The sequence below is a fragment of the Burkholderia sp. AU45274 genome (genome assembly GCF_030482505.1).
Taxonomy (GTDB): Bacteria; Pseudomonadota; Gammaproteobacteria; order Burkholderiales; family Burkholderiaceae; genus Burkholderia.
This window is the reverse complement of sequence record NZ_JAUJQE010000012.1, coordinates 49254-75387: the sequence shown is the minus strand read 5'-3', so window position 1 is coordinate 75387 and position 26134 is coordinate 49254. Positions and strand designations below refer to the sequence as shown.

Below are 26134 nucleotides of genomic sequence, written 5' to 3'. Positions count from 1 at the left end.
TGGTCGGTTACGACGAACGGGCCGCGTCGGCCCGCATGCGCAGGATCTTCGCGGCGTGTTCGTCGGCGTCGCGCTGTTCGCGCCGGGCGTCGCGCTTCGCTTCCTGCGCGACGCCGCGCGCCTGCAGGATTTCGAACGAGCCGACGGTGCGTTTCTTGTTTTGCCAGTTCGGGCGGGCTTCGTCGATACGGACTTCGGCCGCGGCCAGCACGCTGCGCTGCTGCGCGATCGCGGCGTCGAGCGTATCGATGAACGCCTGGAAATTGCGCCAGTTGCCGGCCGGCATCCCGTGCTGCGCGGATTGCGAGAAGCGCGCGTGGTATTCGTCGCGGTAGCGCAGCAGCGCGTCGAGCTGCTCGGCGGCCGCGGTGCGGTCGCGCTGCGCGGTGCCGAGCTGCTTCGTGGCGGAGTCGAGATCTTCCTGCGCGCGGTCGAGCAGCAACTGAAGGGGAAAGCCGTGTGCCATCGGGATCAGCCTCCGTAAGCGTCGAACAGTGCATCGAGGCCGGCTAGGCTCGACGCGAACGGCGCGCATTCGCGAAAGCCCTGCTGCAGGAACGCCTCGATGCGCGGATAGAGCGCGATCGCGCGGTCGAGCTGCGCGTCGCGGCCGGGCGCGTATGCGCCGACCGCGATCAGGTCGCGATTGCGCTGGTAGCGCGACAGCATCTGCTTGAACTGCCGGACGTGGTCGAGATGCGTTTCGTCGATCAGTGCGGTCATTGCGCGGCTGATCGACGCCTCGATGTCGATCGCCGGATAGTGGCCGGCCTCGGCGAGCGCGCGTGACAGCACGACGTGGCCGTCGAGGATCGCGCGCGCCGAATCGGCGATCGGATCCTGCTGGTCGTCGCCTTCGGTCAGCACCGTGTAGAACGCGGTGATCGAGCCGCCGCCCTCCGGCCCGTTGCCGGTGCGCTCGACGAGCGCGGGCAGCTTCGCGAACACCGACGGCGGGTAGCCCTTCGTCGCGGGCGGCTCGCCGATCGCCAGCGCGATCTCGCGCTGCGCCATCGCGTAGCGCGTGAGCGAATCCATCAGCAGCAGCACGTGCTTGCCCTGGTCGCGGAAATACTCGGCGAGCGACGTCGCGTAGGCCGCGCCCTGCATCCGCAGCAGCGGCGACACGTCGGCCGGCGCCGCGACGACGACCGAGCGCGCGAGCCCGTCCTCGCCGAGGATCTGTTCGATGAATTCCTTCACTTCGCGGCCGCGTTCGCCGATCAGCCCGATCACGATCACTTCCGCGCTCGTGTAGCGCGCCATCGTGCCGAGCAGCACCGACTTGCCGACGCCGGAGCCTGCGAACAGGCCCATCCGCTGCCCGCGGCCGACGGTGAGCAGCGCGTTGATCGCGCGCACGCCGACGTCGAGCACGTGGTGGATCGGCTCGCGCTCGAGCGGGTTGATCGACGGCGCCGACAGCGGCGCGTCGACCTTCGACGCGAGCGGGCCGAGGCCGTCGAGCGGGCGGCCCGACGCGTCGACGACGCGCCCGAGCATTTCCCAGCCGACCGGCAGCCGCTTCGCGCCCGCGAGCGGATCGGCGACGGGCGCGCTTTCGCGCGGCCACACGCGTGCGCCGGGCAGCACGCCCGCGACGTCGGTGGTCGGCATCAGGAACAGGCGGTCGCCGGCGAAGCCGACGACTTCCGCTTCCGCGTGCGGCAGCGTGCTGCCGGGCGGCAGTTCGATCGTGCATTCGGCGCCGACCGACAGGCGCAGCCCGATCGCTTCCAGCACGAGGCCGGCTGCGCGCGTCAGGCGCCCGCACGGCCGCAGCGGCAGCGCGCGCTGGCTGCGCGCGGCGAGCCCGTTCAAATGGGTGCGCCAGTGTGCGAGATGCGGGTTGTGCGGTGCGCGCGGCGCGGCGTCGGAGGTATCGGCCGCTGCAGCGGTGCTATGCGGGGTGGTGGGTGCGGTGTCCAGCGCGGCGTTGTGCGCGTCCGGGCCGAACGACGCGAGCGCGAGTTCGCGCTCCAGCGGCGTCATGCCGTCATGCGCGAGCGCCTCGGGCGGCCGCGTCACCACGTGCTCACCTTGCCGATCGCGGCGGCGACGCGCTGCCAGCGCGTGGGCAGCGTCGCATCGACCTCGCCGGTCGCGGCGTGCGCGCGGCAGCCGCCGCGCTCGATCGACGCGTCGGTGCGCACGTTCCAGCCGAGTGCATCGAGATCGTCCTGCAGATAGGCTTCGACGACGGGCAGGTCAGCCGGATTCACCGCGAGATGCGGCGCGCCGGACAGCGCGGGTTCGGCCGCGAGCACGTCGCGCACGGCGGCAACCAGCGCGGCCGGATCGTGCTTCACGTGCTGGCGCACGACCTGCTGCGCGATGTCGAGCGCGAGCTGCGCGATGTCGGCGGCCAGATCGTGCTCGATGGTCGACACGGCCTCGCGGAACGACGCGGCGAGCGCCGCGAGTTGCGCGGCCTGTTCGCGCGCGTCGGCCTGACCGGCTTCGAAACCCTGTTCGCGGCCCTGCTCGAAACCGGCCTGGTAGCCGAGCGCCTGGCCTTCGACGTGGCCGGCCGCATGGCCTTCGGCGTGCGCGGCGTCGCGCACGCGCTGCAGTTCCTCGGCGAGCGCGGCGGCGGCCGCTGCCGCGTCGTCGGGCGGCGGCGGGGGCGGCGGCGGGTCGAACGACGCCATCTCCCACCGCTGGTAGGCGGTGAGGGTGCCCGCGCGATCGCTCGCCGAATCAGACATACGCGTCTTCCGCCTTGCCGCCGATCGCGATCGCGCCGCTCTCGGCCAGGTTGCGCACGATCTGCAGGATGCGGCGCTGCTGCGTCTCGACGTCGGACACGCGCACCGGGCCGCGCGCGTCGAGATCCTCGGCGAGCAGTTCGGCCGCGCGCTGCGACATGTTCGCGAGGAACTTCTGGCGCAGTGCCGGCGGCGCGCCCTTCAGCGCAATGATCAGCGTTTCCGACTCGACTTCCTTGAGCACCATCTGGATCGCGCGATCCTCGAGGTCGAGCAGGTTCTCGAACACGAACATCTGGTCGATGATCTTCTGCGCGAGTTCGGCGTCGTACTGGCGCACGCTCTCGAGCACGCCTTCCTCATGCACGCTCGTCATGAAGTTCAGGATCTCGGCCGCGGTGCGGATGCCGCCCATCGGGCTGCGCTTCAGGTTGTCGCTACCGGACAGCAGGCCCGTCAGCACGTCGTCGAGCTCGCGCAGCGCGGCCGGCTGGATGCCGTCGAGCGTCGCGATCCGCAGGATCACGTCGTTACGCAGCCGCTCGGTGAAGCACGACGCGATTTCCGATGCCTGGTCGCGGTCGAGGTGCACGAGGATCGTCGCGATGATCTGCGGATGCTCGTTCTTGATCAGTTCGGCCACGGCGGCCGAGTCCATCCACTTCAGGCCCTCGATGCCGCTCGTGTCGCTGCCCTGCAGGATGCGGTCGATCAGCACGCCGGCCTTGTCCTCGCCGAGCGCCTTGGTCAGCACCGAGCGGATGTAGTCGCTCGAATCGAGCGACAGCGCGGTGTGCTGCTCCGCTTCCTTCGCGAATTCGTGCAGCACGTCCTCGACCTGCTCGCGCGTGACGTTCTTCAGCGCGGCCATCGCGGCGCCGATCTTCTGGACCTCGCGCGGCGCGAGGAACTTGAATACCTGCGCGGCTTCTTCCTCGCCGATCGACATCAGCAGGAGCGCGCTCTTGGTCAAGCCTTCAGCGTTCATCGGACACCCAGTTCTTCACGACGGTGGCGACGATCTTCGGATCCTGGCGGGCGATCGTGCGCGCGTAGTCGAGGTTGCGTTCGTAACGGTTCTTCTCGCTCTCGAACCCGAGCAGCAGCGAATCGGGTTCCTCGGCCTTCTCCGGCGCCGGCAGGCCGTCGAGCGCGACCGGATCTTCCGGCGCGGCGAGCGCCGGCGCGGCCGGCTCGGGCGGCGGGAACGCACGGCGCATCGCCGGGCGCACGAACATGAAGTACAGCGCCGCGGCGGCTGCCGCGATGCCGAGCCACTTCGCCGCTTCCTTCGCCATCGCGATCATGTCCGGCTGGCGCCACCACGGCAGGTCGGCGTACGGGTCGCTCGCGGTCGAGAACGCGCTGTTCACGACGTTCACCGAGTCGCCGCGCTTCGCGTCGTAGCCCATCGCATCCTTCACGAGCTGTTCGACCTGCGCGAGCTTCGCGGGCGGCAGCGGCTGCATCGTCACGTGGCCCTTCGCATCGGCGACCGGCTGGTAGTTGACGACGACCGCGACCGACAGCCGCTTCACGCTGCCCATCGGCTGCTCGAGATGGCGGATCGTCTTGTCGACTTCGTAGTTGGTCGTCTGGTCCTTGCGGTCGCTCACCGGCGTCGTCTGCGGCGCGTTCGCGCCGTTGCCGGCGACGATCGGCGCGGATGCCGGCTGTGGCGGCGTGTTCGACAGCGCGCCCGGCACGCCCGACGCGCCGCCCTGCGCGAGTTCGGTCGAGCTGCTGGTCTGCTGGCTGCGGATCGCGGATTGCTGCGGATTGCCGTTCGGGCCGTAGCTTTCCGACGTCTGCTCGAGCTTCGAGAAATCGAGATCCGCGCTGACCTGCGAGCGCGCGTTGCCTGCGCCGAAGATCGGCGCGAGGATCGCGTCGATGCGCTTCTGCGTGTTGTGCTCGACCTGCTGCACGTACTTGAGCTGGCTCGCGTCGAGGCCCGATGCCGAAGCGGTCTGGGTCAGCAGGTTGCCGTCCTGGTCGACGATCGTCACGTTCTTCGCGGGCATGTCGGGCACGCCGGACGACACCATCCGTGTGATGGCCTGGACCTGGCCCTCGTCGAGCACGCGGCCCGGGTAGAGGTCGATGAACACCGACGCGCTCGGCGCTTCCTTGTCGCGCACGAACACCGACGGCTTCGGGATCGCGAGATGCACGCGCGCACCGCGCACCGCGTTGATCGATTCGATGGTGCGCTGCAGCTCGCCTTCGAGCGCGCGCTGGTAGTTGATCTGCTCGGCGAACTGGCTGATGCCGAATTTCTGGTTGTCCATCAGCTCGAAGCCGACCGAGCCGCCCTTCGGCAGCCCCATCGCGGCGAGCTTCAGGCGCGTCTCATGCACCTGGTTCGACGGCACGAGGATCGCGCCGCCGGCATCGGCGAACTTGTAGGGAACGTTTGCCTGCTGGAGCGCGGCAATGATCGCACCGCCGTCGCGATCCGACAGGTTGCTGTACAGCACGCGGTAGTCGGGCGCGCGGCTCCACAGCACGAGCGCGGTGATGACGGCGACCGCGAATGCGACGGCGATCAGGAACGGCAGCTTCGGGTTGCCCTTCATCCGCGAGATGCCGGGGATGCGTTCCGCGAAGCCGCCAAGCCCGAAGTCCGCGCCTGCGCCACCCACGCCTGGCAACGCGGCGGCCGCGGCGGCGCCTGGCGCCGGGCTGGCGAGGCCCGCGCGGGCGTCTGGGTTGATCAGCGAGTTGGCCTGCGAATCCATGCGTCGAGTTTCTCCGGAGCGGGACGACTGAGCTCGCTCGGACGAGCGGGCGGACAATGACACGATGCGATTATCGTGACCCGGGCCGCACTCCGATCGACCGAAAAGAGCGGGGTTTCCCCCGTACTTTCGCGGCTTTGACGCGCGGCGCGCTGCTATCCTTTTTCGGAATCCGGCATGGCGCGCGTGGTGCGGCGCCGGCGGATCGCCCGGTGCGTCCGGGTCTCTCTCTCAGTTTTGGGGACAGCATGACTGCGAACGTCAGCGGAATCGGTTCGGTGTTGCAACAGATGCAGTCGATGGCCGCGCAGGCGTCAGGCGGCGTCGCGAGCCCGACGGCGGCACTGGCCGGCTCGGGCGCGGCGACGGCCAGCACGTTCGCCAGCGCGATGAAGGCGTCGCTCGACAAGATCAGCGGCGACCAGCAGCACGCGCTCGGCGAGGCGCAGGCGTTCGAGGTCGGCGCGCCGAACGTGTCGCTGAACGACGTGATGGTCGACATGCAGAAAGCCAACATCGGCTTCCAGTTCGGGCTCCAGGTCCGCAACAAGCTAGTGAGCGCTTACAACGACATCATGCAGATGGCGGTTTGACTCGGCGGCTATTCAGGGACAGCGATCCGTGGACGGCCATCCGGCCTGGGCTGCGGGCCGGCCTTGCTGCGCCAGGCGGCACGCGCCGCTTGCCTAAAGCTTTCCAAATCCCTTCCGATAACTCCGGTGAAGGCCGCGTCGTGCGATGCACGGCGGCGGTTCCCGTATAGCCAAGGCACAACAAGGAGAAGCGCATGTTTTCCCCAGGACACGCTGGAGCCAGTGCATACGCGCGTGTCGGCGTCGAGACCGGGGTGATGGGCGCTTCCCCGCACCGGTTGATCGCGATGCTGTACCAGGGTGCGCGGCAGGCGGTTGCGCTCGCGCGCATGCATTTGCCGCAAGGCAATGTGTCCGCGCGCGGCGAAGCGATCGGCAAGGCGATCCGGATCGTCGACAGCGGGCTGAAGGCATCGCTGAATCTCGATGCGGGCGGCGAGATCGCGGCGCGGCTGGATGCGCTGTATGCGTATATCACCCGGCGTCTGCTCGAAGCCAATGCGCAGGCGAGCGACGCGATGCTGGTCGAAGTCGACGGGCTGCTCGCGACGCTCGAGGAAGCATGGACGGGGATCGCCCCGGAAGTCGCGCGGATGGCCGCACAACAGGCAGTGGAAGCATCACGATGAATCGCAAGGCCGAATACTTCGAACGTTACGAGGCGCTCGCCGCCGTGTCGGGCCGGATGCTGGGCGCCGCCCGCAGTGCCGACTGGAGCGCGTTGCCGGAGTTGCAGGCCGAATTCATGCAACTGGTCGACGGGTTGAAGGAGGCCGATCCGGGCGTCGTGCTCGACGAATCGGATCTCGGCCGCAAGCTCGACCTGATCCGCCGCATCCTGGCCGACGACGCCGCGATTCGCGATCTCGCGAGCCCGGATCTTGCGCGGCTGTCCGCGCTGTTCGAGGCGCGGCGCTCGACCAAGGTATTGACCGATCTCTACCGCGCGCGCGGGTAGGGCCCGTTTCCGGGGAAACGGGCGCGGGGGCGCACAAGCCCGTTGCGGCAGGCGCGCAGTTCCCGCGGACGGCACCGGCGTGCCGTTACCGGATTCGCAACGATATGGCTGAGATGAGCAGGCTCCGATCATGACCGGTATCGACTCCGTTGCGGCGGCCCTGCTGGCGAGCCGCCTCGACAGCCTGCTGACCGGCACCGTGTCGGCGCCCGCGAGCGGCGGCGCGACCTCGCAGGTCGGCACGCCGGGCAACGGCGCGTCGTCAACGCCTTCGGCCGGCAGTCCGCCTGCCGCGCCGCCGGCTTCCACCCAGACTGCCCTGTCCGATGTCGGGCGCGTGCTCGACGCGATCTCGCGCGCGGGCGGCGACGCGACGCCGGCCATTGTCGGGCGCGCGCCGCTGCTGGCTGACCCCACCGTGCTGCTGACCGACACGGCTGCGCCGGCCCGCGCGCCAGCCGCCGCCGATCCGGCGGCATCCTCCACGCCGGCTTCAGCCGCAGCGTCGTCGGCTGCGGCGACGCGCGACGCGGCTGCGACGTTGCCTGTTGCTGCGCTGCGCGCGGCGCTCGTGCAGGCCGTGAGCGAAAGCGGCCTTTTCTACGAATCCCATCTCGCGCAGTGGCTGGCCGGCCAGCGTCCGCTCGCGGCGCTGATGCGCGAGCCGCAGGCGCGCCTCGCGGCCGCGCTCGCGCCGGCCGATCCGGATGTCGCCCAGCATGGCGCGACCGACCTGCTCGACGAGCTGCTCGCGCAGCGCCCGCCATTGCCTGCGCCCGCTCGCGCAACCGCGCAGCCGGGCGCGCCGGCCCAGGGCGGTGCGCCGGCTCGGGACCCCGCACCGGCCGTGCCGGCAGGCGCGCGGCAAGCGGCGTCGCTGCCGCACGATACGGCCGATCTGCTCGGCGACCGGCCCGATGCGCGCTGGACGCCCGCGCGGGCCGAGCTGGCCACCGCGTCGTCCGATTCGCAGGCGCAGACGCTCGCGACCGTGCATCCGGCCGCCGTGCCGCTCGTCAGGCAGCAGCTCGACGCGCTCGCGACCGACCAGTTCCGCTGGGCGGGCGAGGCGTGGCCCGGCGCGCGGCTCGACTGGACGATCGAGCCCGACGATCCGGGCAACCGTGCGCCGCGCGGTGACGGCGACACGGGCGACGGTATTGCCTGGCGCACGCGCCTCACGCTGACGTTGTCGTCGCTTGGCACGGTCGACGCGGAGCTGGTGCTGAACGGCACGCAGCTCGTCGCGCGGCTGCGTGCGAACCAGGCGGGTGCCGACCGCCTCACGCGGCACGAGGCGGCGCTGCGGCAGCGGCTCGAAGTGTCGGGGCTCAAGGTGAGCGGGCTGTCGATCCGTGCGGTCGACGACGGCCCGGACGGCTTCGACCTGTTCGCGGCCCAGGCGGCGGCCACCGCGTATGCGCGCGGCTCAGCCTCGACTTCGGCCAGCGGCCCGGCGACGCGTGCGCCGGATACCGACGACGAGGCGCTGTCATGAGCATGACGTCCCGCAAGCGCGCGGCCGCGCTCGTCTACGATCCGAAGGGCGGCGATGCCGCGCCGCGCGTGGTCGCAAAGGGCTACGGCGCGCTCGCCGAGATGATCGTCGCGCGCGCGCATGACGCCGGGTTGTACGTGCATACGGCGCCGGAGATGGTGTCGCTGCTGATGCAGGTCGATCTCGACGACCGGATTCCGCCGCAGCTCTACCAGGCGGTCGCCGATCTGCTCGCGTGGCTGTACGCGCTCGACCGTACCGAACCCGCGCCGGATGCCGCCGCATCGCGCTTTCCGCTGCCGCCGCTGCGCTGAACGGTGCTGCGCCGCGCGATTTCTTACGAAATGCCGCCTTGACCTTGCAAGGTCATTCTGTCGGTATTTTTCGCCTATCGATCGGCATCGTGCCGCAACGCTCGCGCTTCGCCGGTATTTCCTCGCTCGACGGGCTTGCCGCCCCGTATCCGGCCGGATTGAGCGTGCAATAGATTTGTGTAATGATATCCATTCTCATTTTCATGCTGCCCGGGCGGCGCGCACGCTTTGCGCGCCGCCCGTTGTTTTGAACGAATGGAATCTCTCGCGTGAACGCGCCCGAAACGATCAATCCGCCCCGCACCGGTGCTTCCCGCGCCGGCGTCACCGTGCTGCACCCGACGGCCCGCCCGCTGAGCGACGACGAACTGGCCGCGCGCCGCCAGCGTTCGCGCCGCGCGACCTTCATCAAGTGGCTGCGCAAGGTGCATGGCTGGGTCGGGCTGTGGGGCGCGGTGCTCGGGCTGCTGTTCGGCGTGACGGGCGTGCTGCTCAACCACCGCGCGCCGCCGCTGAAGATTTCGACCGGCGAGCCGCAGGTCGAGGAGATGCAGATCGCGCTGCCGGATCCGGCGCCGAAGACGCCCGCCGCGATGACGAAGTGGCTGCAGCACGAACTGCATTTCGACGGCAAGCCGGGCCGCATGCGCAAGGAGCCGGCGCAGCCCGTCGCGTGGGGCGACAAGCGCGTGATGCAGCCGGAGCACTGGCAGATGGGCCTGTTCGGCCCGCACCAGAACCTGCAGGCCGAATACTGGGTCGGCAACGGCTACGTCGCGGTGAAACGCACGGGCAACACGTTCCTGACGACGCTGGACAACCTGCATCGCGGCGTCGGGATGAATCTCGGCTGGGTGCTGTTGATGGACACGATCGCGGGCTCGCTGATCCTGCTGTCGCTGACCGGCGTGCTGCTGTGGACCGAGCTGAACAAGCGCCGCACGGTCGGCGTCGTGCTGGTGGTCGGTTCGGTCGCCGCGGCGCTGGCCGCCGGCCTGACCTGATCGGCGGCTCGCGCCGGCCTGGCGCCGGCGCGTGCGCTTTCGCCTGTTTCGTCCGCTTCGCCCGTCGCGGACGCCCGCCGGGCGCGACCGCGCGCCGGCGTCACCAGTGATCAGAGGCCGCAGGCCGCGCCGCTGTTCGCCGCGATCTCGCGTGCGGCCTTCGCGCCCTCGACCTGCAGGATCGTCGGCAGCGACACGTTGTTCTTCGCGGCGGTGATCTCGGCGAGGATCGAGATCGCGATTTCCGGCGGCGTCCGGCTGCCGATGTAGATGCCGGCCGGCCCGTGCAGCCGGGCCAGTTCCGCTTCGTTCAGGTCGAATTCGCGCAGCCGCTCGCGCCGTGCCGCATTGTTGCGCCGCGAGCCGAGCGCGCCCACGTAGAACGCGGGCGTCTTCAGCGCCTCCATCAGCGCGAGATCGTCGAGCTTCGGGTCGTGCGTGAGCGCGATCACCGCCGAACGCGCATCGAGATTCATGTCGAGCACCGTATCGTCGGGCATCGTGTGCACGACGCGCGTACCCGGCACGTCCCACGCATCCGTGTATTCCTCGCGCGGATCGCACACCGTCACCTGGTAGTCGAGCCCGACCGCGATCTGGCACAGATAGCGCGACAACTGGCCGGCGCCGATCACGAGCATCCGGTAGCGCGGCCCGTGGATCGTCACGAGCCGCTCGCCGTCGAACGCGAGCCCGTCGGCCGCCTGCGCGGGCGACAGCGATGCACGGCCGGTCGCGAGCGTCATCGTGCGCGTGACGAGGCGGCCGGCCTCGACTTCCGCGCACAGCGCGGCAATCCCGCTGTCGCGCGTGAGCGGCTCGAGCACGAGCTGGATCGTGCCGCCGCACGGCAGCCCGAAGCGGTGCGCTTCCTCGGCCGTGACGCCGTACTTGAGCGCTTCCGGGCGCGCGTCGGCCGCGATCCCGCTTGCGTGCACCCGGGCGATCAGGTCGTCCTCGATACACCCGCCGGACACGGAGCCGACCACGAGCCCGTCCTCGCGCACCGCGAGCATCGCGCCTTCGGGGCGGGGCGACGAGCCCCACGTCTTCACGACCGTCACGAGCAGCACGCGGCGCCCTTCTTCGAGCCAGCGCGCGCTGGATTTCAATACATCGAGATCGACGCTTTCCATCATCTTCTTCCTGTTGCCGGGCGACGCCGCCGATGCGGGCCGCCGTTCGATGGCGCGATTATGAACCGGCCGCGGCAATCGTGCAGGCGACGGGGGAACGCGCAAAACAGGGAAGGGAGAAGCGCGGCAGCGAGGAAGGCGGGCAGGGCGGCCCGAGGCGGGCCGCCGGCAGGCCGCCGGGCGGACGCATCCGCCCGGCGGGTCGCTCCGTCAGAGCGAGCCCAGGTACTGCGTCAGGTTGCGGATGTTGTTGTCATACGCGTTCGGCGAGCCGAGCTCGACGCCGCCGCTGCGCACGTAGTACTCGAACGGCACGGAGCGGGTGCCGAAGAACGGCAGGAAATTGTCCGGTTGCAACGTCGTGCCGTTCAGGCCGATCGCCCAGTTCCGCGACTTGTACAGTTCGAGCTCGCGGATGGTTGCCTGGACCTGATTCGTCTCCGACGCGCGAATCGCGGCGATGTGCTGCGTCAGCGTCTCGATGTTCGCCTGGTAGGCGCTCGGTTCGCCGACCGAGACGCCGCGCGCGCGGACGTAGTAGCTGAACGGCAGGTTGCGCTCGGTGAAGAACGTCAGGAAACCGTCCGGCGCCAGCGTATCCCCGTTCAGGCCGATCGCCCAGTTCTTGCTTTGATAATCCTTGAGCCCCGCGATCGTCTGGTTGGCCGCGCTGATTTCGACCTTCGCCGTGACGTTGACCAATGTATTGCTCATGACAGACCTCTCTGGTTCTTGTTGAACTTCGAACAGGTACAGCGACATGCCTCCGGACGGAGGCAATAAAATACCGTCGACCGGATTATCGGGCCGTGATTTTTTAATTAAAAATATGCTGAAAATTCGTTTTTGAATGCGCGATGAATTTGGGTTTTATAAAAAGGCGCTTCGATGAAATCGATGGCTTCCCGCCGCGCTCATGCTGCGGCCTAGGCCCCGTCTGGTCTGGGTGGGGCGGGTATGCGACCGGCCGACCTGAATACTAGGTTGGCGAATGCAAGAGTTCAATGTCGGGCGCGTGATTATTTTCTTCTATTCATATTCAATTCGGTCGAATTACATTTTTAATCGATAAAAATGTCGATCCGAATCGAATATATCGGCATTCGAAAAATAACCGGTGGAAACGGGAATTGACGCGAGGATCGTTGCAGGAAAGGCAACGTGGCGGCGGGACGGGTGAAGGCAGGGCGGGGAGGGCGCGGAGCCGGCGTCCGGCTCCGCGGGTGCGCACCGTGCCGCGAGCGGCACGGCGGCGCTCAGTGCGCGTCGTGGTGACCGTGCGCGAGCTTCGAGTGATGGCGCGAGTACAGGAAGTAGATCGCGAGGCCGATCACGAGCCAGATGCCGAACGCGGCCCACGTGATGGGCTGCAGGTTCAGCATCAGGAACAGGCATGACGCGACCGCGAGGATCGGCACCACCGGCACGCCGGGGCAGCGGAACGCACGCGGCAGGTCGGGGTGCGTGCGGCGCAGCACGAGCACGGCGATCGACACCATCGAGAACGCGGCGAGCGTGCCGATGTTGATCAGCTCGGCGAGCACGTTGAGCGGCACGAGCGCGGCGATCAGGCCGAAGAACAGGCCGACGAGCCAGGTCGTCAGGAACGGCGTCGCGTAGCGCGGGTGCACGCGCGACAGCGCGGCCGGCAGCAACCCGTCGCGCGACATCGCGAAGATCACGCGCGTCTGGCCGTAGCTCATCACGAGGATCACGGTCAGCATGCCGAGCACGGCGCCGAGATCGATGAAGCCTGCGACCCACGTCTCGCCGGCCTTCTGCAGCGCGTACGAGATCGGGTGCGAGATGTTCGCGTACTGGGCCGACGGCACGATGCCGGTCGCGACCGCGGCGACCGTCACGTACAGCACCGCGCACACCGCGAGCGACGCGATGATGCCGATCGGCAGGTCGCGTTTCGGGTTCTTCACTTCCTCGGCCGCCGACGACACCGCGTCGAAGCCGATGAACGCGAAGAACATCACCGCCGCCGCGCCGAATACGCCGTTCCAGCCGTGCGGCATGAACGGCTTCCAGTTCGCGGGCGTCACGTGGAACACGCCGACCGCGATCACGAGCAGCACGACCGACACCTTGATGAACACCATGATGTTGTTGATGCGGGTCGACTCGCGGATGCCGATCGACAGCAGCGTCGTGATCACGATCATCACGAGGAACGCGGGCAGGTTGAACCACGTGACGACGCCCGGCACCGCACCGGGCGCGGCCGTCAGCACGGTGGGCAGCGTGAGCCCGAAGCCCTGCAGCAGCGACTGCAGGTAGCCCGACCAGCCGACCGACACGGCCGACGACGCGAGGCCGTATTCGAGCATCAGGTCCCAGCCGATGATCCACGCGACGAGCTCGCCGAGGGTGGCGTACGAGTACGTGTAGATCGAGCCGGCGACGGGGATCGTCGACGCGAACTCCGCGTACGACAGCGCGGCGAGGCCGCACGCGATCGCGGCGATCACAAACGACAGCATCAGGGCGGGGCCGGCCTGCACGGCGCCGGTACCGGTCAGCACGAAGATGCCGGTGCCGATGATCGCGCCGATGCCGAGGAAGGTGAGGTCGATCGCGCCGAGCGCTTTCTTGAGCCCGGCGGCATGCGCGCCGGCGATCATGCGATCGACGTTTTTCTTGCGGAAGAGAGACATTGCGGATGAATCGCCAGCGCGCGCGGGCGCGGTAGCGCTGACTGAGTGAAAACCCGTAATTTTAGCCGATTTGGCGCGCAAGACCCGCTGCAGCGCAGCGGTAAGTCACAAAATCGTCCGATAAAACAAGCGCTTGCGCATCGGGCGGGCGACAGCGGGCGGCGGCGCGGCAGGTGCCGCGTCGCTGGGCCGGACGAATCGGGTGAAGCGGGGGAATCAGGCGCCGGCCGTGGGCGCCATGTCGACGAGCCGGTTGCTCATCACGTAGAACGTGAGCTCCGCGTTGTTCGACAGCCGCATCTTCTCGAGCAGCCGCGAGCGGTACACGCTCACCGTCTTCACGGACAGCGACAGCGTGTTCGCGATGTCGGTGAGCCGCTTGCCCGACGCGAGCATGCAGAGCGTCTGGTATTCGCGGTCGGACAGCTTCTCGTGCGGCAGCGGTTCGTTCTCGAACGACACGTATTCGGCGAGCGCCTCGGCCATCGCGGGGCTCACGTACTTGCGGCCGGCCGCGACCTGCTGGATCGCGCCGATCATCTGCGCGGCGTTGACCGTCTTCGACAGGTAGCCGGCCGCGCCGGCCTTCAGCGCGCGCACCGCGTACTGGTCCTCGCGATACATCGAGAACATCAGCACCGGCGTGCGCGACAGCTTGCGCTTGAGGCGCTTGAGCACCTCGATGCCGTTCGTGTCCGGCAGCGAAATGTCGAGCAGGATCACGTCGAATTCCTGTTTGTCGACGGCCGCCACCGCGTCGCTGCCGGTTTCGGCCTCGGTGACGTCGCGCGCGACGCCACGGTCGATCAGCAACTGGCGGATCCCTTGCCGGACGATCGCGTGATCGTCCACCAGCAGGATGTTCAGGCTCATGACGACCTCACGAAAGCGACGCGCGGCGGGCCGCGACGGGCACCGCGAGCAGCGAATCCCAAGCGAAGCGCGCGGTGACGCGCGTGCCGTGGCCGGTGGCCGGCGTGGCCGTCTCGAAGCTGCCGCCGAACGCCTCGCAGCGGGCGCGCATGCCGGCCAGACCGTAGCCGGTGCGGCGGCTCCGCGAGAAACCGGTCCCATCGTCGGAGACGATCAGTGACAGGTGCGTGCCGTCGGTGGCGATTCGCACGTCGACCGACGTCGCGCGTGCGTGCTTCGCGACGTTCGACAACGCTTCCTGCGCGACGCGGAACACCGCGAGCGCGCTGGCCCCGGCGAGCTGCGTCAGGCGCGCGTCGGCCGCACAGACGAAGCTGGTGCGCAGGCCCGTGCGGGCCGCATGGGTGTCGGCCCACGACGACAGCGCGCCGACCAGGCCCGCGTCGAGCGCCGGCGTGTCGCGCTCGTCGATCAGCCGGCGATTCGCGTCGGTCGCGGCCTCGAGCGCCTGCTGCGCCAGCGCCAGTGCGCGCAGGCAACCCTCCGGCGCATCGGCCGGCAGCCACGTTTGAACGTTTGCGAGCGCGAAACGCGCAGCGGTCAGTTCGGCACCGAGCCCGTCATGCAGCTCGCCGGCCAGGTGGCGGCGGGCCGCTTCGTCGGCGGCGAGCAACTGGGCAGACAGCGCTGCGATCCGCGCGGCGGAGGCGCCACGTTTCGGCGCGGCGTCGGCAATGGGCGGAGTCGCGACGCAGCCCGGCACGAGCTGTTGCGACGGGAACGGGGCGTGGGCGCCCAAAGGCGCGTTAAGCGACGTATCCATGACTCTCCCTGCTGTCAGAAAGCGGTTCAGACACCGGCTGGCTGCGTGGATCGGCTGCCGTTTCGATGACGGTCGCCGCCAGAGAATCGCCCCCTGCCGAGGTAACAAAAGTTACGTCTTGTAACACTTGCATCCGACCCTTCCACTCTCATCCGAACGGCAACCGCGCGCGGCGAATAATATCTCAAAATTTCCGAAAAGGTCATGTCAGGCGGACATTTAAGGGTAAATGTGAATAATCGGAATGAAGGTGTTGTAGGAAAAACACTGACACCCAAGCGCCGGACGATGACGTATCCAAATGTAACTATTTGAGATGGGATGATCCCAATTTGTTACGAATTCGCCAAGTAGGGACGAAAAAAAACCGGAGCTTTCGCTCCGGTCCTTGATGCTGCGCAAAATTTGGGGATCGATCAGTCCACGAACGCGCGCTCGATCACGTAGTGGCCCGGCGCGCTGTTCTTGCCTTCGACGAGGCCGGCCTGCTTCAGCAGCTCGGTCGTGTCCTTCAGCATCGCGGTGCTGCCGCACAGCATCACGCGGTCGTTTTCCGGCGAGAACGGCGGGACGTCGAGATCCGTGAACAGCTTGCCCGTCGCGATCAGGTCGGTGATCCGGCCTTCGTTGTCGAACGCTTCGCGCGTGACCGTCGGGTAGTAGACGAGCTTTTCCTTGATGATGTCGCCCAGGTACTCGTGGCCCGGCAGGTCGTGCTTGATGTAGTCCATGTACGCGAGCTCGCCCTTCAGGCGGCACGTGTGCGTCAGGATCACCTTGTCGAAGCGGTCGTAGATGTCCGGGTCGCGGATGATCGACATGAACGGTGCGAGGCCCGTGCCCGTCGACAGCATCCACAGCGTCTTGCCCGGCAGCAGGTTGTCGGCGACCAGCGTGCCCGTCGGCTTCTTGCCGATCAGCACGGTGTCGCCCACCTTCAGATGCTGCAGGCGCGACGTCAGCGGGCCGTTCTGCACCTTGATGCTGAAGAATTCGAGATGCTCTTCGTAGTTCGGGCTGACGATCGAGTAGGCGCGCGCGAGCGGCTTGCCGTCGACCTCGAGGCCGACCATCGTGAATTCGCCGTTGTTGAAGCGCAGGCTCGCCTCACGGGTGCAGGTGAAGCTGAACAGCGTGTCGGTCCAGTGATGGACGGATTGGACGGTGGCGGTGTCGTATTTGCTCATGGCTTTGAAAACGGACGCGCGTAGCGAACGCGAGTAACGGGCCCAAAAACGGGCAAAAAACCGAGTGCGACGGCCCGATCGCGGATCGGCCGGCCGGCGCGTCGGACACGCGCCTTCTCGATGACAGACGATTGAGGAACTCGTTATTTTACCCTGTTGACGCGGATCGCGGGCTTGACCCCCGTGGCCGCGCGGATTTGGCGCAACGAATTATTTCAATCCCCTTTCAGTTTTTTCAGCGCTCGGCCGCGAGTTTTGCACCGAGGCCGACGAGCGCCACGCCGCACAGCGCGTCGAGCGGGCGCCGCACGCGCCGGTAGCCGCGCTGCGCGCGCGGGCTCGCGAACAGGTACGCGACGCACGAATACCAGCCGGCTGACAGCACGCCGATCGTCACCAGCACCGCGCCGTTGAACCACAGCGGCACGTGCGCGGGCAGCATCGCCGCGAACACGCTGGTCCAGAACGCGCACGATTTCGGGTTCGTCAGGCACGTGAACAGGCCGCTGCGATACGCACGCAGATAGTCGCGCGCGTGCGGCGCGGCCAGCGGCGCGCGTTCGTCGGGCGCGTCGGCCGGCGTCGTATCGCGGCGCACGCCCGCGCGCAGCAGCTTGAAGCCGAAATACACGAGGTAGACGGCGCCGCCGATCCGGATTGCCTCATACAGCCATTCGACCTGGTGCAGCACGGCCGCGAGGCCGAGCATCGCGAGCGTCGCCCAGGCGATCGACGCGGTGCCGACGCCGAGCGCCGACGCGGCGCCGAGGCTGCGCCGGCCCGCGAGCGACAGTTGTGAAATCATGAAGAAATTCGGGCCGGGGGTGATTGCCGCGACGAGATAGACGACGGCGATTTGCAGCAGGATCGGCAGGTAGGTCATGGCGGCGCGGCCCGGCGGCGGGGCGGAGCGGAATGGGCAAGGCGTTAATGTAGCGCGCGCCGCGCAATCCGGCTGCGATCGGGCCGAGGTCGGGAGCGCTATTGCGGATCGAGGCGCAGGCGCGCGATGTACGGCAGGTGGTCCGACAGCCACGCGGCTTCGCCGGACGGCGCGCGCCATTCGAGCGGCGTCAGCCCGCGCACGAACATCTTGTCGAGCGCGAGCGCCGGCGAGAACGCGGGGAACGTGCGGCCCGATTCGCCGAGCAGCGTCGCGACCTCGGACAGCCCGATCTCGCCGAACAGCGCGACCGAATCGTTGCGCCAGTCGTTGAAGTCGCCGGCGAGCATCAGCGGGCCGTCGCCTGCGTTGCGCACGATCCAGTGCGCGATCCAGTGCATCTGGCGCAGCCGTGCGGCGCGCGTGAGCGCGAGGTGCGCGCACAGCAGCGTGACCGGGCGGGCGCCCGCGAGCGTCGCGCGCGCGACCAGCAGGCCGCGCCGCTCGAAACGGTGCGCGGAGATGTCCCAGCGGCCGCCGAGGTCGAGCGGATGCGGTGACAGGATCGCATTGCCGTGGCGCCACGACGGCTTGAACACGTTCGGCCCGAGCGCGATCTGCCAGTCGAGCGCATGCGCGATCTCGGTGGCCTGGCAGTGCCAGACGTCGTCGACCGCGTCGTCCATCGGTGCGCCGAAGCCGGGCGCGAGCACGGGGCGCGGCATGCGGCGCGCCATCGCTTCCTGCAGGAAATACACGTCGGCGTGCGTCGACTGCATCCAGTTGCGCATCGCGTTCCACGCGGTGAAGCCGAGCGGCGAGCGGCCCTTGTGCAGGTTCCAGCTCACGGCGGTGAGTTCGTCGGGTGCGGCGTGCGGTTCGGCGAACGGCAGGGACAGGGCGTCGGCGGACATGACGCTCAATCCTTCGCGACGTGCGCACGCACGCGGTACACGAGGTGCGGATGTTGCTCGACGAGCGTCCAGTCGGTCCACGCGTCGGCGCCGACCGTCAGGCCGGGGTGGCTCGCGACGATTTGCCGCGGCGACGCGGGCACGCACGGATCGGCCGGCTTCGCGCCTTCGTCGTCGATCGTTTCCTGCACGTCGAGCGCGAGCGACACCGTGTTCGCGCCGGCATCGACGGTGACCGGCGCGACCGTTACCGCGCGCGAACGCTCGGTCGGCACGACGCGCGCGGCATTGCCGCAGCCGACCGGCACGGCGGACGGATAGCGATGGGTATCGGTACGGGTCTGACCCACGGTGGTGCGCTGCTGGAACGTGTCGATGGTCTGACCGTCGCGTACCACCTGGATCTCCCACGCGACGGAGGCCGGTGCGGGGCTCTGCGCATGGGCGGCGAGCGCGATGCTCGCGAGCAGGACGGCCAGGCCGTGTTTCAGCATGAAACGTCTCCGGAAACGCGGAATAGCGGGGAACGGACGCACATCTTACGCCCGATCGATTTCGATCGCGATGTGACAGGATGCGTCGCGGCAGGTTCGCCGCACGATGCATGCCTGATCGAAAGGTAGGGCCGCGTCATGCGTTTTCAAGCGAAAAAGCGCGTGAACTCGGCGACCGGCGCGCGCTCGGTGACGAGGCGGTTCTCGATCGCGTCGGGGTCCGCATGGCCGAGCGACATCCCGCACACCAGCTGTTCGTTGGCGGGAATGCCGAGGTGTTCGGTGACGATCCGGTGAAACGGCACGAACGCGGCCTGCGGGCAGGTATCGAGCCCGCGTGCACGCGCGGCCGTCATCACGCCCTGCAGGAACATCCCGCAGTCGAGCCAGGCGCCGTAGGTCATCACGCGGTCGAGCGTGAAGAACAATGCGACCGGCGCATCGAAGAAACGGAAGTTGCGGGCGTGCTGCGCATGCATGCGCGCCTTCTCGTCGCGGCCGATGTTCAACAGGCCGTACAGATCCCAGCCGACCTTGCGGCGTCGGTCGATATACGGCGACACCCATTCGCGCGGGTAGTAGTCGTACTCGGCGACGTATTTCTCGTCGCGCGCGGGATCGTCGTGGGCCGCGGTGAGCGCGGCGGCGAGCGCATCGCGCGTGGCGCCCGTCGCGACGTACACGCGCCACGGCTGGATGTTGGTGCCCGACGGCGCACGGCTCGCGGCTTCGAGGATCGCCTCGAGCGTGTCGCGCGGCACCGGCGTCGGCAGGAACGCGCGGACCGCACGGCGCGACGTGAGCGCCGCGTCGACGGCACCGATCGTATCGGCATCGACGCGCGGAAAAGCAGGGGGGACGGACATCGGCATACCTTTGGGGCGGGGGCCGACGCGCCGCGCGGGCGCGGTCGGACGGGCCGGTGCGGCAGGTGGGTGAATCGACGATCATACGCCGCGGCGCGCCGGCGTGCAGCGCGCGCGGGTGTTAGCAGCAGACTCGCGCGGCTGCTTGCTTGCGCGGGGATGCGGGATCGCTACACTGAAATCGTAAGGGTCTGATGATCGTGTAACGGCAAGCGGCAGCGAGGTTGGTATGACGACGGCGATGGTGAAACAGGAACTGGCGGTGGCATCCTTCAGCACGGTGTACGACCTCGAGCAGGTCGAGACGGCGCTGAGTGACCTGAACGAGAGCGCGAGCGACGCACTGCGCGCCACCTACGAGAGGATGCTCAAGACGGGCAATCTGCGCTTCTGCGTGAAGCCGAACCGGATGCCGTCGTTCGACGCGCTCGGCGAGGCATTGCCGAATTTCGCCGAGCCGCTCGAAGACGTGCGCAAGCAGGTCGCGCTGTGCCTCGAAACGGAGGACCGGCTCGAACTGATGCCGATCCTGCTGCTCGGGCCCCCGGGCATCGGCAAGACGCACTTCGCGAAGGCGCTCGCGCAACTGCTCGGCACCGCTTACCACTACGTGCCGATGAGCTCGCTGACGGCCGGCTGGATCCTGTCGGGTGCGTCGTCGCAATGGAAGAACGCGAAGCCCGGCAAGGTGTTCGATGCGCTCGTGAACGGCAGCTACGCGAACCCGGTGATCGCGGTCGACGAGATCGACAAGGCCGGCAGCGATGCGCAATACGATCCGCTCGGCGCGCTGTATGCGTTGCTCGAGCACGACACCGCGCGCGCATTCATCGACGAATTCGCGGAAGTGCCGATCGATGCGGGCAACGTGATCTGGATCGCGACCGCGAACGAGGCGCACGCGATTCCGGAGCCGCTGCTCAACCGGATGAACGTGTACGAGATCGAGCCGCCCGACGCGGCGGGCGCGCGCCGGATCGCGCAGACGATCTACGACGAGATCCGCACGTCGCATGCGTGGGGGCGGCGCTTCCCGGACACCCTCGGCGACGACGCGCTCGATGTGCTGGCCGCGACCCCGCCGCGCACGATGCGCCGTGCGCTGCTGCACGCGTTCGGCGCCGCACGGCTCGACGGGCGCGACGCGATCGGGCCGCGCGACATCCGGGCCGACGAAGGCGCGGCAAAGCGCCGGCCGATCGGCTTCTGAACGCGCGGCGCGCGCACGGCCCCGGCCCTGGCGGCGTGCGCGCCGCGCAGTGCCGCGAGTCGTGCCGTGCGGCGCGCATCATGCACGGCGGCGTCGCGAGACGCTGCACGACCTTCGGCAAGCGAATGAACCGGGACGTACAATTCTCTTCTCTCCCCTCGACGCGCTAGCGGCGCGAAACGTCATGGAGCAGATGGATTGTGTCGTGATCGGCGCGGGCGTCGTCGGTCTGGCGATTGCGCGCGAACTGGCCGCGCGCGGGCGTGAAACGCTCGTGCTCGAGGCCGCCGATGCGATCGGCACGGGTACGAGTTCGCGCAACAGCGAAGTGATCCACGCGGGGCTCTACTATCCGCGCGGGTCGCTGAAGGCGACGTCGTGCGTGCACGGGCGCGACCTGCTGTACGAATTCTGCGAGACCCATCACGTGCCGCACCGGCGCGCCGGCAAGCTGCTCGTCGCCACGAGCGCCGCGCAGGTGAAGCAGTTGAGGGCGATCGCCGCGCGCGCGACCGAAAACGGCGTGCTCGACCTGATGCCGCTCACGCGCGCCGAGGCGCAGACGCTCGAGCCCGCGCTCGAATGCGTCGAGGCGCTGTTCTCGCCGTCCACCGGCATCGTCGACAGCCACCAGCTGATGCTCGCGCTGCTCGGCGACGCGGAGCGCGACGGCGCCGTGTGCGCGCTTAAATCCCCGGTCGAATCGATCGACGTGCTGCGCGGCGGGCGCTTCGTCGTGCGCACGGGCGGCGACGCGCCGACCGAGATCGAGGCCGCCTGCGTGATCAACAGCGCGGGCCTCGGCGCCCAGGCGCTGGCGCGCCGCACGCGCGGCCTCGACCCGCGCTGGGTGCCGCCGCTCTATCTCGCGCGCGGCAACTATTTCAGCCTGTCGGGGCGCGCACCGTTTTCCCACCTGATCTATCCGATGCCCGACCGCGCGGGGCTCGGCGTGCACCTGACGCTCGACCTCGGCGGGCAGGCGCGCTTCGGCCCGGACGTCGAATGGATCGATGCGCTGCGCTACGAAGTCGATCCCGCGCGCGCGACCGCGTTCTACGCGTCGATCCGCGCGTTCTGGCCGGGCTTGCCCGACGACGCGCTGCAGCCGGCGTATGCGGGCATCCGGCCGAAGCTCGCGGGCCCCGGCGAGCCGCCGGCCGATTTCATCGTGCAGGGCGCCGCGCAGCATGGCGTGCGCGGGCTCGTGAACCTGTTCGGCATCGAGTCGCCGGGGCTCACCGCGTCGCTCGCGCTCGCGCAGCGGGTGGGCGACATGACGGCTTACCGCTGACGCGGCGCGTGTGTGGCGGGGAGGTCGCGAATGCGTATCGGCCGTGTGAAATTCCTTATCTCTGGAATTTCGGCGCGCACATTTATTCGCTTGAGCGTTATTCTGTCGAACGGCTGTCGCCAGAACAGCTTTCAAACCGATAACGTTGGAGCGAGTCCCCCATGAAAACATCCCGTCGGAGTTTCCTGATTACGAGCATTGGTGCCGTGTCCGCGCTGGCGCTGTCGCGTGAAGCGCTGGCCGATGCGCCGATGCTCGCGGAAAGCGACCCGACCGCGACGGCACTCGGCTACAAGGCCGATGCGACGAAGGTCGACAAGACGAAGTACCCGAAATACGCAGCGGGCCAGGATTGCGCGGCCTGCATGCTGTACCAGGGCAAGAAGGGCTCGGCCTCGGGCCCGTGCGGCGCCTTCCCCGGCAAGCAGGTGTCGGCGAAGGGCTGGTGCAGCGCCTTCTCGAAGATGGGTTGAGGCCCGTGCGGCATCGTGCGATGCCGCATTGTGGTGAAAACCGCACAACGCCCGCCGTCGAAAGATGGCGGGCGTTTTTTATTGCTTGAAAACGGTTCCGTCGCTTTCTACACTCGCTGCACATCGGCGCGCCGCGGGCACCCCGCGCGCCGCGCAGCCCGACACGGCGAACCGACGAGGACGAGGCACGCATGGCGACGATTGCGAATTCAACGAAAACGAGCCGGCCCGAGCGTGCACTGAACCGGCGTGCGGTCGCGGCCGCCGTGATCGGCAATGCGCTCGAGTGGTACGACTTCACGGTGTTCGGCTTCATGACGGTCGTGATCGCCGAGCTGTTCTTCCCGACCTCCAGCGAATACTCGTCGCTGCTGCTGACCACCGCGACGTTCGGCGTCGCGTTCTTCATGCGTCCGATCGGCGGCATCGTGTTCGGGCTGTACGCGGATCGCGCGGGCCGCAAGGCCGCGCTGTCGCTCGTGATCCTCCTGATGACGGCCGGCATCTTCCTGCTCGCGGTCGCGCCGCCGTATGCGGCGATCGGCATCGGCGGCCCGCTCCTGATCGTGCTCGGCCGTCTGCTGCAGGGCTTCTCCGCGGGCGGCGAATTCGGCAGCGCGACGGCGCTGCTGATCGAAGCCGCGCCATTCTCGAAACGCGGCTTCTACGGCAGCTGGCAGATGGCGAGCCAGGCGGCCGCGCTGCTGATCGGCGCGCTCGTCGGCGCGGCCGTCACGCGCGGGCTGTCGCACGAGGCGCTGCGCAGCTGGGGCTGGCGCGTGCCGTTCATCCTCGGGCTCGTGATCGGCCCGATCGGCTTCTACATCCGCCGCCATCTCGCCGATTCCGAGGCGTTCCTGCATGCGCAGCAAAGCGCGCGCCGCGTGACGCTCGGCGAAGTGTTCACGCGCTACCCGCGCGAGGTGCTGTGCGGGCTCGGCTCGGTGATCGCGCTGACGGTGACGATCTACGTGCTGATCAGCTATCTGCCGACCTTCGCGGTGAAGCAGCTGAAGCTGCCCTACGCGGAATCCTTCTATGCGGTGATCGTCGGCAACCTGCTGCTGATGGTGCTGTCGCCGATCGCGGGCGCGTGGTCGGACCGCATCGGCCGCAAGGGGCTGTCGCTATGGTCGCTCGCGCTCACGCTCGTGCTGATGTATCCGCTGTTCGCGTGGCTCGACGCGGCGCCGAGCATCGCGCGGCTGATCGCGGTGCAGGCCGTGCTGTCGGTCACGCTCGCGGGCTACTACGGGCCGTTCGGCGCGATGATCGCCGAGCTGTTCCCGGCCAACGTGCGCTCGACCGGGCTGTCGATCGCGTACAACGTCGCGGTGATGCTGTTCGGCGGCTTCGGGCAGTTCATCGTCACATGGCTGATCAAGGTCACGGGCACGCCGCTCGCGCCGACCTACTACGTGATGGCCGGGATCGCGCTGTCGATCGTCGCGGTCGCGTTCGTGCCCGCGCGCAGCGCCGACCTCGACGCGCCGGCGTGACGACGCGGCGACGCGACAACATGACGATTTGACGACGATCACCGGATCGTTTCGCAAAACGCAATGATGTGCTGCGGAACACGGGAAAGCGGTGCGCCGGGCCTTCGTGTTCGCGCCCGAATTGTTTAGTCGTCGAACGAAACTTGCGCGAAATGAACGAAATGGGCGCTCGCGCGCGTTGTCGCATTTTTTACTCCCACTAAACATCGGCAAAAACCCGGCGGGACATCTAGAAGAGTTTTTTCTCCAGCTTGTTGCCACATCGTTAGCTCAAGTAATATCCGCGTACGCCGGCCCCTGGCGGGCCGGTTCCGATCTGGAGACCTGGAGGAAACATGGAATACAACCGTCTGTTGCACACCCTGCGTGTTACCGCCATTGCAGGCGTGGCAGCGGCATCGCTCGGCGTCGCGGGCTCTGCATTCGCACAGATTCCGAACAAAACGCTCGTCTACTGCTCAGAAGGCAGCCCGGCGGGTTTCGATTCCGCGCAATTTACGACCGGCGTCGATTTCACCGCCGCCACGTTCACCGTCTACAACCGCCTCGTCGAATTCGAGCGCGGCGGCACGAAGGTCGAGCCGGGCCTCGCAGAGAAGTGGGACGTGTCGCCGGACGGCAAGGTGTACACGTTCCATCTGCGCCACGGCGTGAAGTTCCACACGACGGACTTCTTCAAGCCGACGCGTGAATTCAACGCGGACGACGTGCTGTTCACGTTCCAGCGCATGCTCGACCCGAACCAGGCGTTCCGCAAGGCGTACCCGGTGTCGTTCCCGTACTTCACCGACATGGGTCTCGACAAGCTGATCACGAAGGTCGAGAAGGTCGATCCGTACACCGTGAAGTTCACGCTCGCCGAGCCGAATGCGCCGTTCATCCAGAACATGGCGATGGAATTCGCGTCGATCCTGTCGGCCGAATACGGCGACCAGCTGATGAAGGCAGGCAAGGCCGCCGACATCAACCAGAAGCCGGTCGGCACGGGCCCGTTCATCTTCCGCAGCTACACGAAGGACGCGACGATCCGATTCGACGGCAATCCTGATTACTGGAAGAAGGGCGAAGTGAAGATCTCGAAGCTGATCTTCTCGATCACGCCGGATCCGGGCGTGCGCGTGCAGAAGATCAAGCGCAACGAATGCCAGGTGATGAGCTATCCGCGTCCGGCCGACATCGCGACGCTGAAGGCCGATTCGGGCGTCGACATGCCGTCGCAGGCAGGCTTCAACCTCGGCTATCTCGCGTACAACGTCGAGCACAAGCCGGTCGACAAGCTCGAGGTGCGTCAGGCACTCGACATGGCGATCAACAAGAAGGCGATCCTCGAGTCCGTCTACCAGGGCGCAGGCCAGGCGGCGACCGCGCCGATGCCGCCGACCCAATGGTCGTACGACAAGAACCTGAAGATGGCGCCGAACGACACCGCGAAGGCGAAGGCGCTGCTCGCGAAGGCCGGCTTCCCGAACGGTTTCGAGATCACGCTGTGGGCGATGCCGGTGCAGCGCGCGTACAACCCGAACGCCCGCCTGATGGCCGAGATGATCCAGGCCGACTGGGCGAAGATCGGCGTGAAGGCGAAGATCGTCACGTACGAGTGGGGCGAGTACATCAAGCGCGCGCACTCGGGTGAGCAGGACACGATGCTGATCGGCTGGACGGGCGACAACGGCGATCCGGACAACTGGCTCGGCACGCTGCTCGGCTGCGAAGCGATCAAGGGCAACAACTTCTCGCACTGGTGCTACAAGCCGTTCGACGAGCTGGTCCAGAAGGGCCGCACGACGACGGGCCAGGACGCGCGGACCAAGCTCTACATGCAGGCTCAGCAGATCTTCGCGCAACAGCTGCCGTTCTCGCCGATCGCGAACTCGACGGTCTACCAGCCGGTGCGCAAGACCGTGGTCGACATGCGTATCGAGCCGCTCGGCTATGCCCGCTTCGACGGTGTGAGCGTGAAGTAACGCACCCGGCGTAAGCTGTCTACGAAGACCGAGACCGGC

The 26134-nt window shown here is 68.0% G+C and carries 27 protein-coding genes; 12 read left to right on the top strand and 15 right to left on the bottom strand.

The features are described 5' to 3' along the window. Nucleotides 1-7 precede the first annotated feature (7 nt). The 5 genes from fliJ to fliF are packed head-to-tail and all read right to left on the bottom strand — an operon-like array spanning nucleotide 8 to nucleotide 5449. Nucleotides 8-466, bottom strand: a complete 459-nt coding sequence (gene fliJ, locus QZM35_RS31550; RefSeq protein ID WP_039353905.1) for a flagellar export protein FliJ — start codon at nucleotides 464-466, stop codon at nucleotides 8-10. A gap of 5 nt (nucleotides 467-471) precedes the next feature. Beyond that, nucleotides 472-2031 carry a flagellar protein export ATPase FliI gene (gene fliI, locus QZM35_RS31545; protein WP_089426554.1) on the bottom strand — a complete coding sequence of 520 codons (1560 nt, stop codon included), beginning with the start codon at nucleotides 2029-2031 and terminating at the stop codon, nucleotides 472-474. After that, nucleotides 2025-2708 carry a flagellar assembly protein FliH gene (fliH, locus tag QZM35_RS31540; RefSeq protein ID WP_089426553.1) on the bottom strand — a complete coding sequence of 228 codons (684 nt, stop codon included), beginning with the start codon at nucleotides 2706-2708 and terminating at the stop codon, nucleotides 2025-2027. Before fliH ends, fliI begins: the two co-directional genes overlap by 7 nt. Further along, the gene (fliG, locus tag QZM35_RS31535; RefSeq protein ID WP_069249110.1) at nucleotides 2701-3696 is read right to left on the bottom strand and encodes a flagellar motor switch protein FliG; all 996 of its coding nucleotides are present in this window, start codon (nucleotides 3694-3696) and stop codon (nucleotides 2701-2703) included. The genes fliH and fliG overlap by 8 nt, the downstream gene beginning before the upstream one ends. Further along, complete coding sequence (gene fliF, locus QZM35_RS31530) at nucleotides 3686-5449, bottom strand: flagellar basal-body MS-ring/collar protein FliF (protein ID WP_089426552.1); 1764 nt, start codon at nucleotides 5447-5449, stop codon at nucleotides 3686-3688. Before fliF ends, fliG begins: the two co-directional genes overlap by 11 nt. A gap of 248 nt (nucleotides 5450-5697) precedes the next feature. Here fliF and fliE point away from each other — a divergent pair, with 248 nt between their 5' ends. The 7 genes from fliE (at nucleotide 5698) to QZM35_RS31495 (ending at nucleotide 9816) form a co-directional block, all read left to right on the top strand. Continuing rightward, nucleotides 5698-6042, top strand: a complete 345-nt coding sequence (gene fliE / locus QZM35_RS31525) for a flagellar hook-basal body complex protein FliE (protein WP_046544213.1) — start codon at nucleotides 5698-5700, stop codon at nucleotides 6040-6042. Between the two features lie 194 nt (nucleotides 6043-6236). Continuing rightward, on the top strand, nucleotides 6237-6671 hold the full coding sequence (gene fliS / locus QZM35_RS31520) for a flagellar export chaperone FliS (protein ID WP_301777448.1): 435 nt from the start codon (nucleotides 6237-6239) through the stop codon (nucleotides 6669-6671). After that, entirely contained in the window at nucleotides 6668-7000 is a 333-nt protein-coding gene (locus QZM35_RS31515) for a flagellar protein FliT (protein WP_089426550.1), read from the top strand. Before fliS ends, QZM35_RS31515 begins: the two co-directional genes overlap by 4 nt. Before the next feature lie 130 nt (nucleotides 7001-7130). Beyond that, complete coding sequence (locus tag QZM35_RS31510; RefSeq protein WP_089426549.1) at nucleotides 7131-8498, top strand: flagellar hook-length control protein FliK; 1368 nt, start codon at nucleotides 7131-7133, stop codon at nucleotides 8496-8498. Then, complete coding sequence (locus QZM35_RS31505; protein ID WP_089426548.1) at nucleotides 8495-8812, top strand: EscU/YscU/HrcU family type III secretion system export apparatus switch protein; 318 nt, start codon at nucleotides 8495-8497, stop codon at nucleotides 8810-8812. The genes QZM35_RS31510 and QZM35_RS31505 overlap by 4 nt, the downstream gene beginning before the upstream one ends. Nucleotides 8813-8850: 38 nt before the next feature. Continuing rightward, nucleotides 8851-8985, top strand: a complete 135-nt coding sequence (locus QZM35_RS31500) for a hypothetical protein (protein ID WP_301777447.1) — start codon at nucleotides 8851-8853, stop codon at nucleotides 8983-8985. 96 nt (nucleotides 8986-9081) lie between these two features. Then, nucleotides 9082-9816: a PepSY-associated TM helix domain-containing protein gene (locus QZM35_RS31495; RefSeq protein ID WP_301777446.1), complete on the top strand. Its 735-nt coding sequence runs from the start codon at nucleotides 9082-9084 to the stop codon at nucleotides 9814-9816. A 110-nt stretch (nucleotides 9817-9926) separates the two neighbouring features. Here the strand turns inward: QZM35_RS31495 and QZM35_RS31490 are convergent, their stop codons facing one another. The 10 genes from QZM35_RS31490 to QZM35_RS31445 form a co-directional block, all read right to left on the bottom strand. Continuing rightward, nucleotides 9927-10952, bottom strand: coding sequence for an XdhC family protein (locus tag QZM35_RS31490; RefSeq protein ID WP_039354764.1), 1026 nt, complete (start codon nucleotides 10950-10952; stop codon nucleotides 9927-9929). A 210-nt stretch (nucleotides 10953-11162) separates the two neighbouring features. Beyond that, nucleotides 11163-11666, bottom strand: coding sequence for a hypothetical protein (locus QZM35_RS31485; protein ID WP_089426546.1), 504 nt, complete (start codon nucleotides 11664-11666; stop codon nucleotides 11163-11165). 542 nt (nucleotides 11667-12208) lie between these two features. Next, the gene (locus tag QZM35_RS31480; protein ID WP_089426545.1) at nucleotides 12209-13615 is read right to left on the bottom strand and encodes an amino acid permease; all 1407 of its coding nucleotides are present in this window, start codon (nucleotides 13613-13615) and stop codon (nucleotides 12209-12211) included. Between the two features lie 216 nt (nucleotides 13616-13831). Further along, a complete protein-coding gene (gene rqpR, locus QZM35_RS31475; protein ID WP_089426544.1) occupies nucleotides 13832-14488 on the bottom strand; it encodes a response regulator transcription factor RqpR in 657 nt (218 codons plus the stop codon). A 7-nt stretch (nucleotides 14489-14495) separates the two neighbouring features. Next, nucleotides 14496-15311, bottom strand: coding sequence for a quorum system sensor histidine kinase RqpS (rqpS, locus tag QZM35_RS31470; protein ID WP_089426543.1), 816 nt, complete (start codon nucleotides 15309-15311; stop codon nucleotides 14496-14498). A gap of 416 nt (nucleotides 15312-15727) precedes the next feature. Next, nucleotides 15728-16498 carry a ferredoxin--NADP reductase gene (locus QZM35_RS31465; RefSeq protein WP_089426542.1) on the bottom strand — a complete coding sequence of 257 codons (771 nt, stop codon included), beginning with the start codon at nucleotides 16496-16498 and terminating at the stop codon, nucleotides 15728-15730. Between the two features lie 235 nt (nucleotides 16499-16733). Then, the gene (locus QZM35_RS31460; RefSeq protein WP_089431829.1) at nucleotides 16734-17381 is read right to left on the bottom strand and encodes a LysE family translocator; all 648 of its coding nucleotides are present in this window, start codon (nucleotides 17379-17381) and stop codon (nucleotides 16734-16736) included. A gap of 98 nt (nucleotides 17382-17479) precedes the next feature. Continuing rightward, on the bottom strand, nucleotides 17480-18295 hold the full coding sequence (locus QZM35_RS31455) for an endonuclease/exonuclease/phosphatase family protein (RefSeq protein ID WP_011353499.1): 816 nt from the start codon (nucleotides 18293-18295) through the stop codon (nucleotides 17480-17482). Between the two features lie 5 nt (nucleotides 18296-18300). Further along, nucleotides 18301-18789 (bottom strand): hypothetical protein, encoded by a 489-nt coding sequence (locus QZM35_RS31450; RefSeq protein WP_089426540.1) that lies wholly within the window; start codon nucleotides 18787-18789, stop codon nucleotides 18301-18303. Between the two features lie 146 nt (nucleotides 18790-18935). Next, complete coding sequence (locus QZM35_RS31445; protein ID WP_089426672.1) at nucleotides 18936-19655, bottom strand: nitroreductase; 720 nt, start codon at nucleotides 19653-19655, stop codon at nucleotides 18936-18938. A gap of 229 nt (nucleotides 19656-19884) precedes the next feature. Here QZM35_RS31445 and QZM35_RS31440 point away from each other — a divergent pair, with 229 nt between their 5' ends. The 5 genes from QZM35_RS31440 (at nucleotide 19885) to QZM35_RS31420 (ending at nucleotide 26095) form a co-directional block, all read left to right on the top strand. Then, nucleotides 19885-20865 (top strand): AAA family ATPase, encoded by a 981-nt coding sequence (locus QZM35_RS31440; RefSeq protein WP_089426539.1) that lies wholly within the window; start codon nucleotides 19885-19887, stop codon nucleotides 20863-20865. Nucleotides 20866-21049: 184 nt separating this feature from the next. Further along, nucleotides 21050-22159, top strand: coding sequence for an NAD(P)/FAD-dependent oxidoreductase (locus QZM35_RS31435; RefSeq protein ID WP_089426538.1), 1110 nt, complete (start codon nucleotides 21050-21052; stop codon nucleotides 22157-22159). Between the two features lie 161 nt (nucleotides 22160-22320). Next, nucleotides 22321-22632, top strand: coding sequence for a high-potential iron-sulfur protein (locus QZM35_RS31430; RefSeq protein ID WP_039354792.1), 312 nt, complete (start codon nucleotides 22321-22323; stop codon nucleotides 22630-22632). Nucleotides 22633-22823: 191 nt separating this feature from the next. Next, entirely contained in the window at nucleotides 22824-24131 is a 1308-nt protein-coding gene (locus QZM35_RS31425; protein WP_089495809.1) for an MFS transporter, read from the top strand. A gap of 335 nt (nucleotides 24132-24466) precedes the next feature. Continuing rightward, a complete protein-coding gene (locus QZM35_RS31420; RefSeq protein ID WP_089426536.1) occupies nucleotides 24467-26095 on the top strand; it encodes an ABC transporter substrate-binding protein in 1629 nt (542 codons plus the stop codon). Nucleotides 26096-26134 lie beyond the last annotated feature (39 nt).

Excerpts from the sequence above, each read along its gene's own strand:
- rqpS (WP_089426543.1), bottom strand. The coding sequence starts at position 15,311 with ATGGATACGTCGCTTAACGCGCCTTTGGGCGCCCACGCCCCGTTCCCG.
- QZM35_RS31445 (WP_089426672.1), bottom strand. The coding sequence starts at position 19,655 with ATGTCCGTCCCCCCTGCTTTTCCGCGCGTCGATGCCGATACGATCGGT.
- fliJ (WP_039353905.1), bottom strand. The coding sequence starts at position 466 with ATGGCACACGGCTTTCCCCTTCAGTTGCTGCTCGACCGCGCGCAGGAA.
- fliG (WP_069249110.1), bottom strand. The coding sequence starts at position 3,696 with ATGAACGCTGAAGGCTTGACCAAGAGCGCGCTCCTGCTGATGTCGATC.
- QZM35_RS31435 (WP_089426538.1), top strand. The coding sequence starts at position 21,050 with ATGGAGCAGATGGATTGTGTCGTGATCGGCGCGGGCGTCGTCGGTCTG.
- QZM35_RS31485 (WP_089426546.1), bottom strand. The coding sequence starts at position 11,666 with ATGAGCAATACATTGGTCAACGTCACGGCGAAGGTCGAAATCAGCGCG.
- QZM35_RS31460 (WP_089431829.1), bottom strand. The coding sequence starts at position 17,381 with ATGACCTACCTGCCGATCCTGCTGCAAATCGCCGTCGTCTATCTCGTC.
- QZM35_RS31465 (WP_089426542.1), bottom strand. The coding sequence starts at position 16,498 with ATGAGCAAATACGACACCGCCACCGTCCAATCCGTCCATCACTGGACC.
- fliH (WP_089426553.1), bottom strand. The coding sequence starts at position 2,708 with ATGTCTGATTCGGCGAGCGATCGCGCGGGCACCCTCACCGCCTACCAG.
- QZM35_RS31510 (WP_089426549.1), top strand. The coding sequence starts at position 7,131 with ATGACCGGTATCGACTCCGTTGCGGCGGCCCTGCTGGCGAGCCGCCTC.
- QZM35_RS31425 (WP_089495809.1), top strand. The coding sequence starts at position 22,824 with ATGGCGACGATTGCGAATTCAACGAAAACGAGCCGGCCCGAGCGTGCA.
- QZM35_RS31420 (WP_089426536.1), top strand. The coding sequence starts at position 24,467 with ATGGAATACAACCGTCTGTTGCACACCCTGCGTGTTACCGCCATTGCA.
- QZM35_RS31480 (WP_089426545.1), bottom strand. The coding sequence starts at position 13,615 with ATGTCTCTCTTCCGCAAGAAAAACGTCGATCGCATGATCGCCGGCGCG.
- fliS (WP_301777448.1), top strand. The coding sequence starts at position 6,237 with ATGTTTTCCCCAGGACACGCTGGAGCCAGTGCATACGCGCGTGTCGGC.
- QZM35_RS31430 (WP_039354792.1), top strand. The coding sequence starts at position 22,321 with ATGAAAACATCCCGTCGGAGTTTCCTGATTACGAGCATTGGTGCCGTG.
- QZM35_RS31505 (WP_089426548.1), top strand. The coding sequence starts at position 8,495 with ATGAGCATGACGTCCCGCAAGCGCGCGGCCGCGCTCGTCTACGATCCG.
- rqpR (WP_089426544.1), bottom strand. The coding sequence starts at position 14,488 with ATGAGCCTGAACATCCTGCTGGTGGACGATCACGCGATCGTCCGGCAA.
- QZM35_RS31440 (WP_089426539.1), top strand. The coding sequence starts at position 19,885 with ATGACGACGGCGATGGTGAAACAGGAACTGGCGGTGGCATCCTTCAGC.
- QZM35_RS31515 (WP_089426550.1), top strand. The coding sequence starts at position 6,668 with ATGAATCGCAAGGCCGAATACTTCGAACGTTACGAGGCGCTCGCCGCC.
- QZM35_RS31490 (WP_039354764.1), bottom strand. The coding sequence starts at position 10,952 with ATGGAAAGCGTCGATCTCGATGTATTGAAATCCAGCGCGCGCTGGCTC.
- fliF (WP_089426552.1), bottom strand. The coding sequence starts at position 5,449 with ATGGATTCGCAGGCCAACTCGCTGATCAACCCAGACGCCCGCGCGGGC.
- fliE (WP_046544213.1), top strand. The coding sequence starts at position 5,698 with ATGACTGCGAACGTCAGCGGAATCGGTTCGGTGTTGCAACAGATGCAG.
- QZM35_RS31450 (WP_089426540.1), bottom strand. The coding sequence starts at position 18,789 with ATGCTGAAACACGGCCTGGCCGTCCTGCTCGCGAGCATCGCGCTCGCC.
- QZM35_RS31455 (WP_011353499.1), bottom strand. The coding sequence starts at position 18,295 with ATGTCCGCCGACGCCCTGTCCCTGCCGTTCGCCGAACCGCACGCCGCA.